The sequence below is a fragment of the Streptomyces lincolnensis genome, from assembly GCF_021173675.1.
Classification (GTDB): domain Bacteria; phylum Actinomycetota; class Actinomycetes; order Streptomycetales; family Streptomycetaceae; genus Streptomyces; species Streptomyces lincolnensis_B.
In genome coordinates, this window is record NZ_JAIHON010000012.1 from 35,873 (window position 1) to 49,310 (window position 13,438).

At 69.8% G+C, this 13,438-nt stretch carries 8 protein-coding genes; 6 read left to right on the forward strand and 2 right to left on the reverse strand.

The annotated features are described in order from the left end of the window. Positions 1 to 94 precede the first annotated feature (94 nt). From K4B79_RS32795 to K4B79_RS32820, 6 genes are all read left to right on the forward strand, one after another. Positions 95 to 2,452 carry a glycoside hydrolase family 2 protein gene (locus K4B79_RS32795; protein ID WP_232030948.1) on the forward strand — a complete coding sequence of 786 codons (2,358 nt, stop codon included), beginning with the start codon at positions 95 to 97 and terminating at the stop codon, positions 2,450 to 2,452. After that, entirely contained in the window at positions 2,449 to 3,486 is a 1,038-nt protein-coding gene (locus tag K4B79_RS32800; RefSeq protein WP_232030949.1) for a LacI family DNA-binding transcriptional regulator, read from the forward strand. Before K4B79_RS32795 ends, K4B79_RS32800 begins: the two co-directional genes overlap by 4 nt. Positions 3,487 to 3,723: 237 nt before the next feature. Further along, positions 3,724 to 4,950 carry a thiolase family protein gene (locus tag K4B79_RS32805; RefSeq protein WP_232030950.1) on the forward strand — a complete coding sequence of 409 codons (1,227 nt, stop codon included), beginning with the start codon at positions 3,724 to 3,726 and terminating at the stop codon, positions 4,948 to 4,950. Then, positions 4,947 to 7,073: a 3-hydroxyacyl-CoA dehydrogenase NAD-binding domain-containing protein gene (locus K4B79_RS32810; protein WP_232030951.1), complete on the forward strand. Its 2,127-nt coding sequence runs from the start codon at positions 4,947 to 4,949 to the stop codon at positions 7,071 to 7,073. Before K4B79_RS32805 ends, K4B79_RS32810 begins: the two co-directional genes overlap by 4 nt. A 164-nt stretch (positions 7,074 to 7,237) precedes the next feature. Continuing rightward, entirely contained in the window at positions 7,238 to 8,671 is a 1,434-nt protein-coding gene (locus tag K4B79_RS32815) for a cellulose binding domain-containing protein (RefSeq protein WP_232030952.1), read from the forward strand. Next, positions 8,668 to 10,128, forward strand: coding sequence for a polysaccharide deacetylase family protein (locus K4B79_RS32820; RefSeq protein ID WP_232030953.1), 1,461 nt, complete (start codon positions 8,668 to 8,670; stop codon positions 10,126 to 10,128). Before K4B79_RS32815 ends, K4B79_RS32820 begins: the two co-directional genes overlap by 4 nt. A 74-nt stretch (positions 10,129 to 10,202) precedes the next feature. Here the strand turns inward: K4B79_RS32820 and K4B79_RS32825 are convergent, their stop codons facing one another. After that, complete coding sequence (locus K4B79_RS32825) at positions 10,203 to 11,942, reverse strand: glycosyltransferase (protein ID WP_232030954.1); 1,740 nt, start codon at positions 11,940 to 11,942, stop codon at positions 10,203 to 10,205. Further along, on the reverse strand, positions 11,939 to 13,210 hold the full coding sequence (locus K4B79_RS32830) for a nucleotide sugar dehydrogenase (RefSeq protein WP_232030955.1): 1,272 nt from the start codon (positions 13,208 to 13,210) through the stop codon (positions 11,939 to 11,941). Before K4B79_RS32830 ends, K4B79_RS32825 begins: the two co-directional genes overlap by 4 nt. Between the last annotated feature and the right edge of the window lie 228 nt (positions 13,211 to 13,438).

Below are 13,438 nucleotides of genomic sequence, written 5' to 3' on the forward strand. Positions count from 1 at the left end.
TCTGACAACGTTTTCTTAACCGGTAAAGTCCCTATCTCGCCAACGATGCCAAGCTGTTTCCCGGCACTGGGATGGATCGGTTTAGGGAGTGCGGATGCTTCAGGCCACACCGCTCACCGAGGGCTGGACCCTGCGGCACGAGGGGGACGCGCTCCCGGCCGCGGTGCCGGGCTGTGTGCACACCGATCTGCTGGCGGCGGGAGCGATCCCGGACCCCTTCCTCGGGCGGAACGAGACCGAGGTGGCCTGGGTGGGGCGCCGGGACTGGACGTACGAGACGGAACTGCCCGCGACGAACGGGCACGAGCAGGTCGACCTCGTCTTCGACGGCCTGGACACGGTGGCCGAGATCCTGCTGGACGGCCGGGTCCTCGGGCGGACGAGGAACATGTTCCGCTCCCACCGCTTCGACGTCACCGGCCTGGGCGGGCGACTGTCGGTGCGGTTCGTCTCCGCCTACGCCGAGGCCGAGGCCGTCCGCGGAAAGGTCGGTGAGCGGCCCGCGGCCTATGCCGAGCCGTATCAGTACCTGCGCAAGATGGCCTGCTCCTTCGGCTGGGACTGGGGGCCGACCCTGGTGACGGCCGGGATGTGGCGTCCGGTGCGGCTGGAGCGCTGGTCCACGGCCCGGATCGCCCGGGTACGGCCGGTCGTGACCGTCGAAGAAGGCCTGGGGCGGGTGGAGTTGGCCGTCGACATCGAGCGGACCAGGGTCGAGGCGCCGCTCGTGGTCGAGGCATCCGTGGGCGGTGTGCGGGCGCGCGCGGAGATCGACGGGACGGCGGGGGTCGTACGCCTTGAGGTACCCCGGCCACGGCTGTGGTGGCCGCGCGGATACGGTGAACAGCCGCTCTACGACGTCGAGTTGACGCTCCTCGACGGCGGCCGGGAGCTGGACGTGTGGCGTCGGCGGATCGGCTTCAGGACCGTCGAGCTGGACCGTCGGGACGACGAGCACGGCTCCGGGTTCACCCTCGTGGTCAACGGCGAGCGGCTCTTCGCGCGGGGCGTGAACTGGATCCCGGACGACCCCTTCCCCTCCCGGATCACGCGGGCGCGGTACCGGGAGCGGCTGCGGCAGGCGGCCGACGCCGGTGTGGACCTGGTGCGCGTCTGGGGCGGCGGGATCTACGAGAGCGAGGACTTCTACGACGCCTGCGACGACCTGGGGCTCCTGGTCTGGCAGGACTTCCCCTTCGCCTGCGCGGCCTACCCGGAGGAACGGCCGCTGCGGGGCGAGGTGGAGGCGGAGGCCCGCGAGAACGTCGTACGGCTGATGCCGCACCCCTCGCTCGTGCTGTGGAACGGCAACAACGAGAACCTGTGGGGGTTCCGGGACTGGGGCTGGGAACCGCGGCTGGCCGGGGACTCCTGGGGCGAGGGGTACTACCTGGGCGTACTGCCGCGGGTGGTGGCCGAGTTGGACCCGACGCGGCCGTACACGGCGGGCAGTCCCTGGTCCGGGTCGTGGGAGCACCATCCGAACGATCCGGCGCACGGCACGCACCACTCCTGGGAGGTGTGGAACCGGGAGGACTACGCGGAGTACCGGGCGAGCGTGCCGCGGTTCGTGGCCGAGTTCGGCTGGCAGGCCCCGCCCGCGTACGCCACCCTGCGGCGCGCGCTGCCCGGCGAGGCGCTCGCGGCCGACTCCCCCGGCATGCTGCACCACCAGAAGGCGGACGACGGCAACGGCAAGCTGCGGCGCGGTCTTGAGCGCCATTTCGCCTTCCCCGAGGGGGACTTCGACCGCTGGCACTACCTCACCCAGGTCAATCAGGCGCGGGCGGTGGCCGCCGGTATCGAGCACTGGCGGTCGCACTGGCCCCGGTGCGCGGGGACGGTCGTATGGCAGCTCAACGACTGCTGGCCGGTGACCTCGTGGGCGGCGCTCGACGGGGACGGGCGGGAGAAGCCGCTCTACCACGAGCTGCGGCGGGTGTACGCGGACCGGCTGCTGACCTTGCGGGCGCGGACGCTGGCCGTGGTCAACCAGGCGGCCGAGGAGTGGGCGGGTGCCGTGCGGCTGCGGCGGATGTCGGTCGAGGGGGCGGTGATCGGCGAGGCGGTCGTGGAGTTCCGGGCCGGGCGGCGGGCCGTCGCCGAGGTGGCGGTGGCGCGGGAGCTGGAGCCGGTGGGGGCCAAGGAGCTCCTGGTGGCGGACGCCGACGGGCTGCGGGCCGTGCGCTTTCCCGCGCCCGACCGTGACATCCCGTATCCGCGGCCCGAGTTCGACGTCTCGGTGGCGCCGGGGGCCGTGACGGTGACGGCCCGCACCCTCGTACGGGATCTGCTGCTCCAGGCCGACCGGCTGGACGCGGACGCACGGGCCGACCGGGGGCTGGTGACCCTGCTGCCCGGGGAAGAGGTGACCATCGGGGTCAGCGGCTGGAAGACTCCGGGCCCGGACGCCGTCCGTTCCGCACTGTTCTGCATGGAGCCCCACCGATGACAGCCCAGCCGGCCTCCCGCGTCACCATCAAGGACGTGGCCGCGCGCGCCGGTGTGTCCAAGGGGGCGGTGTCCCTCGCCTTCAACCACAAGCCGGGGCTGTCCGAGGCGACCCGGGAGCGGATCTTCCAGGCCGCGCGGGAGCTGGGCTGGGCGCCGAACCTCACGGCGCGGACGCTTGCCGGGTCGCGGGTGGACGTGGTCGGGCTGACGATCTGCCGGCCGGCCCGGCTGCTGGGCCTGGAACCGTTCTACATGGAGTTCATCTCGGGCGTGGAGAGCGTCCTGATCGAGCACTCCTGCTCGCTGCTGCTGCGGCTCACGCGGTCCGTGGAGGAGGAGGTCGGGCTGCACGAGGCCTGGTGGCGGGGGCGGCAGATCGGAGGCGCGATCCTGGTCGACTTCCGTCAGGACGATCCCCGGGCCGCCTCGGTCGAGCGGCTCGGGATGCCGGTCGTCGCCGTCGGGCATCCCTCGCTCACCGGGGGCCTCACCTCGGTGTGGACGGACGACGCCACGGCCGTCACGGAGGCCGTGCGGTATCTCGCGGCGCTGGGGCACCGGCGGATCGCCCGGGTGGGGGGCGCGGCGGCGCTCGGGCACACGGTGGCGCGGGGTACCGCCTTCGACGAGGCGGCGCGGGCGCTGGCGCTGGCCGGTGCCTGGCAGGTGACGACCGACTACTCGGGGGAGGCGGGGGCCCGGGCGACCCGGTCGCTGCTGACGGCTCCGCCGGACGACCGGCCGACGGCGATCGTGTACGACAACGACATCATGGCGGTGGCCGGGCTCTCGGTGGCCGCGGAGATGGGGCTGCGGGTGCCCGCCGATGTCTCGCTGCTGGCCTGGGACGACTCCCAGCTGTGCCGGCTGACGCATCCGACCCTGTCCGCGATGAGCCATGACGTGCACGGTTTCGGGGCGGACGCGGCCCGGACGCTGTTCGGGGTGATCACCGGGGAGGGGCCGGGGTCGCATCCGGTGCCGACGCCCGTGCTGACGCCTCGGGGGTCCACGGCACCGCCGTCCCCGTGAGGACCGCTGGTGGCTGCGGGTCCGTGGTGGCTGGTCGCGCCCACGCGGCGGCAGCCGCAGATCGACACCGCCCCGCGCCCCTGAGGGTGATGCTCGTCCCGGCGTTCGTATGTGATGTTCGCCGCTCCACCTTCCAGGGCTGGGCAGCCACGTTACTCATAAGTAGCATGGACCTGAGCGCGCGCTCAGCGCTTGCGCAGTGCAGCAGTGCCATCCCGCATCTGGAGGAGAGCCATCGTGCCTCGTACCGTCAGGGACGTCGTCTTCGTAGACGGCGTCCGCACCCCGTTCGGCAAGGCGGGCCCGAAGGGCATCTACCACGAGACCCGCGCCGACGACCTTGTCGTGAAGGCGATCCGGGAGCTGCTGCGCCGCAACCCCGGTCTCGACCCGAAGCAGATCGACGAGGTCGCCATCGCCGCGACCACGCAGATCGGCGACCAGGGCCTGACCCTCGGCCGCACGGCCGGCATCCTCGCCGGGCTGCCGCAGTCGGTGCCCGGCTACTCGATCGACCGCATGTGCGCCGGCGCCCTGACCGCCGTCACCACCACGGCCGGCTCCATCGCCTTCGGTGCCTACGACGCCGTCATCGCCGGTGGTGTCGAGCACATGGGCCGCCACCCCATGGGCGAGGGCGTGGACCCGAACCCGCGGTTCGTGAGCGAGAAGCTGGTCGACGAGTCCGCCCTGTTCATGGGCATGACCGCCGAGAACCTGCACGACCGCTACCCGACGATCACCAAGCAGCGCGCCGACGAGTACGCCGTGCGCTCGCAGGAGAAGGCCGCCAAGGCCTACGCCAACGGCAAGATCCAGGCCGACCTGGTGCCGATCTCGGTCCGCCGTACGAACGCGGAGGCCGGTGAGACGGGCTGGGGCCTGGTCACCGCCGACGAGCCGATGCGCCCGGGGACCACCCTGGAGAACCTGGCCGGTCTGAAGACCCCGTTCCGTGTGCACGGCCGGGTCACCGCCGGTAACGCGGCCGGTCTGAACGACGGCGCCACTGCCTCGATCATCGCGAGCGAGGACTTCGCCCGCGAGCACAACCTGCCGGTGAAGATGCGCCTGGTCTCCTACGCCTTCGCGGGCGTCGAGCCGGAGGTCATGGGCTACGGCCCGATCCCGGCCACCGAGAAGGCCCTCGCCAAGGCCGGTCTGTCGATCGAGGACATCAACCTCTTCGAGATCAACGAGGCCTTCGCCGTCCAGGTGCTCGCCTTCCTGGAGCACTACGGCATCGCCGACGACGACGCCCGCGTGAACCAGTACGGCGGCGCCATCGCCTACGGCCACCCGCTCGCCTCCTCCGGCGTCCGGCTGATGACCCAGCTGGCCCGCCAGTTCGAGGAGCAGCCGGAGGTCCGTTACGGCCTCACCACCATGTGCGTCGGCTTCGGCATGGGCGCCACCGTGATCTGGGAGAACCCGCACCACAAGGACGCCGGAGGCGACAAGTGAGCACCACCGAACTCCTCAAGGGCGCGGCCGAGCTGTTCCCCGACGAGGTCGTGACCTCGGCGCACGTACGCCACCTCGACCTTCCCTTCGGCGCCGGACGCTTCGCGCTCATCACGCTGGACAACGGCTTCGACCACACCAAGCCGACCACCTTCGGCCCGGCGTCGCTGGCGAACCTGAACACCGCCATCGACCAGGTCGAGAAGGAGGCCGCGGCCGGCGAGATCGTCGGTGTCGGCATCACCGGCAAGCCGTTCATCTTCGCCGTCGGCGCCGACCTCAAGGGCGTCGAGCTGCTGAAGGAGCACAAGGACGCGCTCGCCATCGGCAAGGGCGGCCACGAGGTCTTCAAGCGCCTCGCCGGGATCGCGGTCCCGACCTTCGCGTACTACAACGGCGCGGCGATGGGCGGTGGCGTCGAGGTCGGCCTGCACTGCTCCTACCGGACCGTGTCGAAGGCGCTGCCGGCCTTCTCGCTGCCCGAGGTCTTCCTCGGTCTCGTCCCGGGCTGGGGCGGCTGCACGCTGCTGCCGAACCTGATCGGCGCCGACAAGGCCGTCTCGGTGATCATCGAGAACAGCCTCAACCAGAACAAGCAGCTCAAGGGCCGGCAGGTCTTCGACCTCGGCATCGCCGACGCCCTCTTCGAGGGCGCCGACTTCCTGGAGCAGTCGCTCGTCTGGACCGCCCAGGTGCTCAAGGGCGACGTCGAGGTCGAGCGCCCGGTGATCGACCGCGGTGAGGCCTGGGACCAGGCCGTCGCCAAGGGCCGTTTCATCGCGGACTCCAAGGTGCACGGGGCCGCTCCGGCCGCCTACCGCGCCCTGGACATCATCGCCGCCGCCAAGAACGGCGACCTCCAGCAGGGCTACGACGCCGAGGACAAGGCGCTCGCCGACCTGATCATGGGTGGCGAACTGCGCTCCGGCATCTACGCGTTCAACCTGGTGCAGAAGCGCGGCAAGCGCCCCGCGGGCGCCCCGGACAAGAACCTGGCCCGACCGGTCACCAAGGTCGGTGTCGTCGGCGCCGGTCTGATGGCCTCGCAGCTCGCGCTGCTGTTCCTGCGCCGCCTGGAGGTGCCGGTCGTGCTGACCGACATCGACCAGGAGCGCGTCGACAAGGGTGTGGGCTACGTCCACGCCGAGATCGACAAGCTGCTCGGCAAGGGCCGTATCAACCAGGACAAGGCCAACCGCCTCAAGGCGCTGGTCACCGGTGTGCTGGACAAGGCGGAGGGCTTCTCCGACGCGGACTTCATCATCGAGGCCGTGTTCGAGGAGATCGGCGTCAAGCAGACGGTGTTCGCGGAGGTCGAGGCGGTCGCCCCGGCGCACGCGATCCTCGCCACCAACACCTCCTCGCTGTCGGTCACCGAGATGGCGTCGAAGCTGAAGAACCCCGAGCGGGTCGTGGGCTTCCACTTCTTCAACCCGGTCGCGATCCTGCCGCTGCTGGAGATCGTCCGGGGCGAGGCGACCGACGACGCCTCCCTGGCCACGGCGTTCGCCGTCGCCAAGAAGCTGAAGAAGACCGCGGTACTGGTCAAGGACGCCCCGGCGTTCGTCGTGAACCGCATCCTCACCCGCTTCATGGGCGAGATCCAGAACATCATCGACGAGGGCACCCCGGTCGAGGTCGCCGAGAAGGCCGTCGAGCCGCTCGGTCTGCCGATGTCCCCGCTGGTGCTCCTGGAGCTGGTCGGCCCCGCGATCGGCCTGCACGTCTCCGAGACCCTCAACCGGGCCTTCCCGGACCGCTTCACGGTCTCCCCGAACCTCGCGGCCGTCGTCCAGGCGGGCAAGCGCGGCTTCTACGTCTACGACTCCGGGAAGCCGGAGCTGGACCCCGAGGTCGCCGCGCTGCTCAAGCAGGGCGACTCCGTGCTGACCGAGGAGCAGGTGCGCGACCGTGTGCTCGACGCGGTGGCGCAGGAGATCGGGCTGATGCTCGACGAGGGCGTCGTCGCCGAGGCCCAGGACATCGACCTCTGCCTGATCACCGGTGCGGGCTGGCCCTTCCACCTGGGCGGCATCACGCCGTACCTGGACCGCGAGGGTGTCTCCGAGCGCGTGAACGGCAAGAAGTTCCTGGCCCCGGGCGTCGCGAGCGTCCCGGCGTAACGCGTCACCCCTGAGGGGGGTGGGGCGCATGGTAACGATCCATGCGCTCCGCCCCCTTTTCGTATGCCGAGACGGATAGGATCCTCACACAATCCGACCATTGTTTACATTGCTCTGACGGTACCGGCCCACTAGCCGATCGGAGTCAGCAGTAAGGAGTCCTCGTGGCGTCAACCCGCCGCCGTACGCCCCGACGCCGGGTCTGGCCCAAGATACGACTGCTGCTGGTGATCTGTGTGGTCGCCGCGGGTGCCACCGCCGTGTATCCCCTGTGGAAGAAGGCGAATCCGGACCCGCCCGAGCTCACCGTCCGGTACCGCACCGACACCCCGGCCACCGCCACGGCGGCCAAGCCGTCGTTCGAGGTCTTCAACGACTCCGGGAAGCCACTGCCGTTGAGCGATCTGACGCTCCGGTACTACTTCACCGCGGACGGGGACTCGCCGTACGCCTTCAACTGCGTCCAGGCCGTGGCCGGCTGCTCGAACGTCGCCGGTACCGTCGCGAAGCTCGACGAGCCCACCGAGGACGCCGACCACTATCTGGAGCTGCGGTTCACCGAGGACGCGGGCACCCTGAAGGCGGGCGGCAACAGCAAGGGCATCGACGTCCAGCTGTTCCGCGCCGACCACAAGGAGCTCAAGCAGTCCGACGACCGCTCCTTCGACGCCGAGAAGACCACCTACAAGGAGTCGAAGACGGTCACCGCCTACAAGCGGGGTGTCCTCGTCTGGGGTGACGAGCCGAACGGCGACGGCACGAACGCCTCGGCCAAGGCGGCCGCCGCACCCGCTCCCCTGCCGGCCGTCCCGTCCGGGGTGCTGTTCGACAACTTCCACTACGCCGACGCCGAGGACCCCGCGCTCTTCAAGCACGGCTGGCTGGTCCGCACCAGCAAGGGCGGTCCGGGCATCGACGACACCTGGTCGGCCGACGGGGTCACCTTCCCCGGGGAGAAGGACGCCCTCGGCGACGGCGAGGTGCTCAATCTGCGCGCCGCCACCGACGGCACCAAGTCCGGCACCCGGCAGGCCAGTCTCGGCACCAAGAGCCGCGAGTTCCGCGACGGCACCTACGCCGCCCGCATCCACTTCAGCGACGACCCGACCGACGGCGAGGGCGGCGACCACGTCAACCAGACCTTCTACACCATCGGCGGCAGCGGGAAGACGTACAGCGAACTCGACAACGAGTACCTGCCGAACGGCGGTTGGGGACGGCTCGGGCCGAAGCTCGACACGGTGACCTGGTACGACCACGAGGACAACGACCGGGTCTACGAGACCACGAACAAGAGCCTCGCCGGCTGGCACACCATGATGATCACGGTGAAGGACGACGTGGTCACCTACCGCATGGACGGCGAGAAGCTCTTCTCCAGCAGCGGCAAGTACGCGCCGCGCTCGGGGATGTCGATCAACTTCAACCACTGGTTCATCGACCTGCCGTTCAAGGGCGACCGCGCCTGGGACATGAAGGTCGATTGGTTGTACTACGACGCCAACAACGTGCTGTCCGTGAAAGAGGTCGACGCCGCGGTCGAGAAGTACAGCGGCGCCGGTCTGAACTATTTCGACACTGTCCAGGAGACCCGTTGAGCAAGGAGCACAACCGTGCCCGGTCCCGTCCGTTCAGCAGGCGCGCCGCGCTGCTCATGGGCGGCACCGGTGGCGTCGCGCTGGCCGGCGGCGCCGCGTGGCTCGGCAACACCGTGTCCGCCCAGCCCGCGGCCGGCCAGGCCGAGGCGGCCATCGGCGGTCTGACCACCCCGCCCGCCTACGCCCCGTCCGGGCGCCGCCCCAAGTACCGCCGGGCCACCTGGTCCCAGCAGTTCCAGGCCGCCCACGGCTGGACCCCGGGAGGTGCGGGCACCGCCTCGGCCGAGGCGAACGACACCACCGTCTTCGCCCGGGGGACGCAGTCGGTGCGGGTCACCACCAACGGCACCGGCAAGCAGTCCTACGTCCGCAAGACGGGGATGACGGCACAGAACCTGACGGGCAAGATGATCAGGCTGGTGCTGCGGGTCGACGACGTGGCCAACCTGTCCAAGATGGTCTTCTACCTGGGCAGCGGATCCCTCGCGAACCACTTCGCCTGGACCTTCCACGCGCACTCGGGGACCGCCGCCAACTACGTGCAGTCCGGGGAGTGGGTGACGGTCCACCTCCAGTGGGCCGACGTCACCAGCGCGGCCGGCACGTACTCCATCTCGGCCGCCGGAGCCCCGTCCACCAAGACGGGCTTCACCGACATGTCGTTCGCCGTGTACGACAACGCGGGCGGGCCGGTGACCTACCGGGTCCAGGCCGTGGAGCTGATACCGGACACCACCACGGTCTTCCCCAAGGGTGTCGTCTCGATCACCTTCGACGACTCCCACAAGTCGATCCACGACCTGGCCCGCCCGGTGATGGACTCCTTCGGCTACTCGGGCACGGTCTACAACATCGCCGACGCGATCGGCACCGGCAGCTTCCTGACGGTCGATCAGATGCGGTCGATGCAGAACTTCTCCGGCTGGGAGATGGCCGGCCACTCCTACGCCAACGCCACCCACACCGCGAGCTATCCCAAGCTCACCGCGGAGCAGGCGGACGACGACTTCCGCAAGCTGCGCGAGTGGCTGGTGGGCAACGGCTTCAGCAGCGAGCACTTCGCGTACCCGCACGGTGCGTTCCAGAAGACCTCCGACGGTGTGCCGGTGGACCTGATCGCGAGCCGGCACTTCACCACGGCCCGGTCGATCATCTCCGAGACCATCGAGTCCTTCGCCCCGGCGATGCCGTACCGCCTCAAGGCACTGACCGGCATCAACGACGGTACGGGGATCGGCGGGACGGCGCTGACGAAGGTGACGGGCGCGGGCGGCCGGCTCGACCGCTGTGTGAACAACGGCGACTGGCTCATCCTGTGTCTGCACAAGGTCGTCGCGGGCACTCCGGCGACCAGCACGGAGATCGGCAAGGCGGGTCTGACCACGCTGATGAAGGCGATCAAGGACCGCGGTATCCCGGTCCTCACGGTCGAGGAGGCGATGGTCGCCTACACCTGAGGGCCATCAACGACGGGAAGAGGGGCGGCCGTCGGGCCGCCCCTCTTCCCGTGTGTACGCGTGTCTTCTCGTGGCTACCAGCCCGGACCGCGGCCCTGGCCGTTGCCCTGCTGCCAGGAGGGGTCGGGGTAACCGCCCTGGTGCTGGGGGTCGTAGCCCTGCTGACGGTAGGGGTCGTGGTGGCCGCCGCCCTGCCACTGCTGCTGGCCGGCCGGGGCCGGGGCCGGGGTCCCCCAGGACACGGGCTGCTGAGGGGCGCCCGCGTGCTGCTGCTCGTCGTAGCCGGGGATCGGCTGCGGCTGGGTGGGGATGCCGCCGGCCGGGCGGGGGCGGGTGCGCAGGGCCACGCCCTGGAGGCGCATCAGCTGGAGGGTCTCGGTGACCTTCTTGTCCGAGTACGGGTCCTCTTCCTCGAAGATCTCCGTCACGTCGGCCTCGTGGTCGCCGGCCACCGACACCTCGACGCCGCCCTGGCGGGTGCCCCAACTGCCCTTGTGCAGGGTGAAGAGGGCGTAGAAGCGCAGCGGGGTCAGCAGGGTCAGCTGGATCACGCCGTAGATCGGCGCGAGCAGGAACATGCCGAACCGCTTGATGAAGCCCATGCCGCGGCGCGGGAAGTCGAGGTAGCGGACGTTGCGGAGGTAGCCCATGAGGACCATGAAGACCAGGTAGTCGCCGATGTGGTTGACGAACTGCTCGGGCTTGATGATGGGCAGGATGACCATCGAGTAGAACATCGCCGAGCCGAAGACCAGCCACAGGGCGAGTTCCATGCAGGTCAGCCAGAACGCCGGGCGGTACTTCTTCTGGTGGCGGAAGGCCCACAGGGACTCGCGGAAGAAGGACTTGTTCCAGCGGACCTGCTGGCGCAGGAAGTGCGGCAGCTTCTCGGGGACGGCCGTGTAGCCGACGGCGGTCTCCTGGAAGACGACCTGGCCCTCCATCAGGCAGTAGTTGGTCATCCGGCGGTCGTCGCCGAAGACGGCCGGCTTGCCCAGGAACTGCTGGTTGAGGAAGTCCGGCAGGTACTTGCGCACCAGGGTGCCGCGGTAGGCGGAGAGCGCGCCGCAGCAGCACAGGACCGACTTCAGGCGGGAGTAGGCGGCCCGCTCGAAGAGGAAGGAGTTGCCGTAGCGCAGGTCCTGGAGGCGGGTGAAGATGTTGCTGTCGTGGTTGAGCGCGAGGACCATGCCGGTGGAGGCCATGATCTTCTCGTCGGCCATCGGCAGCAGCAGCTCACGGACGGTGTCCCGGGAGAGCACGGTGTCGGAGTCCACGCACAGGAAGATGTCCGTGTACGGCGCCGCCTCGAAGCCGAGGGCCAGCGCCTCGCGCTTGCCCTTGTTCTCGGGCTGCACGCTGACGGTGTACTTGACGCCCTTGGCCTCGAACTCGCGGCGCATCTTCTTCGCGGCCCGGATGCCGGAGTCGTTGGCGCTGGCGTCGTCGATGATGTGGATCTCGTTGGGCAGGCGGCTCTGCGCGAGGAGGCTGCGCATGCCCTGCTCGAACATCACCGGGTCCTCGTTGTAGATCGGGATGACCGCGGTGACCCAGGCGTTCTCCAGGTACTCCAGCTCCTCCCGCCCGGCCTTGGCCGGACGGTAGAACAGGGCGCCGAACATCTTCAGGGCCAGCAGGCCCATCGCGCCCATCGAGTACAGGTGCAGGGACCCGGCGTCGAGCCGCGTGGCGATGAGTGCGGCGAGGCCGAGGAAGACGAAGTACGAGACCTTCAGGTGCCGGCGTTTGCGGTGCGCGCGGCGGCCGCCGGAGTCGACGGCTCCGGGAACGTACGTATCTTCGGCAGTCACAGCTTGACCACCCGGGGGTGGTCGGCGGACTTGCCGCGGGTGTCGAAGAGCGCGCGGGCGCGGTCGGCGAGCACGTCCAGGTCTATCTCGCGGTGGGGCTGGAGCAGGATCGTGAGGTCGGCGTCCCCGGCGGCGGCCAGGTAGTCGTCGGCCCGCTCCACGCTCGCGCCGCCGACCCGCCAGTCCTCGACGCGCGGGTCGAAGTAGACGAGCTCGGCGCCGCGCGCGAGCAGCGCCTCGGCGACGGCCAGGGCCGGGCTCTCTCGCTGGTCGGAGATGTCCGGCTTGTAGGTCACGCCGAGCAGCAGGACCCGCGAGCCGCGGACGGCCTTGCCCTGGTCGTTGAGGAGGTCGGCCGCGCGGTTGACGACATGCACGGGCATGCGCTGGTTGATCTCCTGCGCGAGCTCCACGAACCGGAACGGGATGCCGAGCGAACGCACCTTGTACGACAGGTAGTTGGGGTCGATCGGGATGCAGTGGCCGCCGACGCCCGGGCCCGGGTAGAAGGGCGCGAAGCCGAAGGGCTTGGTGGAGGCGCAGCGGATGGCGTCCCAGAGGTCGACGCCGATCTCGCGGCAGAACATCGACATCTCGTTGACGAGGGCGATGTTGACGTGCCGGTAGGTGTTCTCCAGCAGCTTGGCCATCTCGGCCTCGCGGGTGCCCTTGGCCTCGACGACCTTGTTCACGAACCGCTCGTAGAGGGCGCGGGCGGCCTTGGTGCAGTCCGCGGTGATGCCGCCGACGACCTTGGGGGTGTTCTCCAGGCCGTAGGAGGGGTTGCCCGGGTCGATGCGCTCCGGGGAGAAGGCGAGGTGGAAGTCGGTGCCGACGCGCAGTCCGCCGGCCTCCAGGCGGGGGCGGACGACCTCGTCGGTGGTGCCCGGGTAGGTCGTCGACTCCAGTACGACGAGCGTGCCGGCGCGCAGGTGGGCGGCGATGTCGTCGACGGCCGCGTGCACCGCGCCGAGGTCGGGGGCGCCGTGGTCGGTGAGCGGGGTCGGCACGCAGACGACGACCGCGGCGGCGTCCGCGATGACCTCGGCCCGGTCGACCGCCTCGAAGCCCTGCTCCAGCATGGCGGCGACTTCGGCGTCGGTGATGTCGTCCACGTGCGAGCGGCCGGCGTTGAGTCCGTCGACCACGCGTCGGCTGCGGTCGAGACCCACCACCTTCAGGCCCGCGGCGGCGGCGGAACGGGCCAGCGGGAGGCCCACGTAACCGAGTCCGACAACGACAAGATCCACCGTGGAGGATCTGCTCACGACAACATTCCCAACCCCGTTCCGGCGTCCGCCGGGTGCCGGTGCTACATCGGTCTCCCGATAATTCGAACAAACGCAGGGAGGCTAGCAAGCATTTTCACCTTTTAACCACAGCTTCTTAAAGTTTCCTGAGTGCCACTTGTCACGCATGGGCGCATACAACCCTCTGTGCACCTCATGTGTCTCAGGTCCCTGGAACGCCGTGCGCCGCAGGGTGTGAGGATTCCG

Bases quoted from the DNA above. Each gene is read 5' to 3' on its own strand.
- K4B79_RS32795 (WP_232030948.1), top strand. From the start codon at position 95: ATGCTTCAGGCCACACCGCTCACCGAGGGCTGGACCCTGCGGCACGAG.
- K4B79_RS32800 (WP_232030949.1), top strand. From the start codon at position 2,449: ATGACAGCCCAGCCGGCCTCCCGCGTCACCATCAAGGACGTGGCCGCG.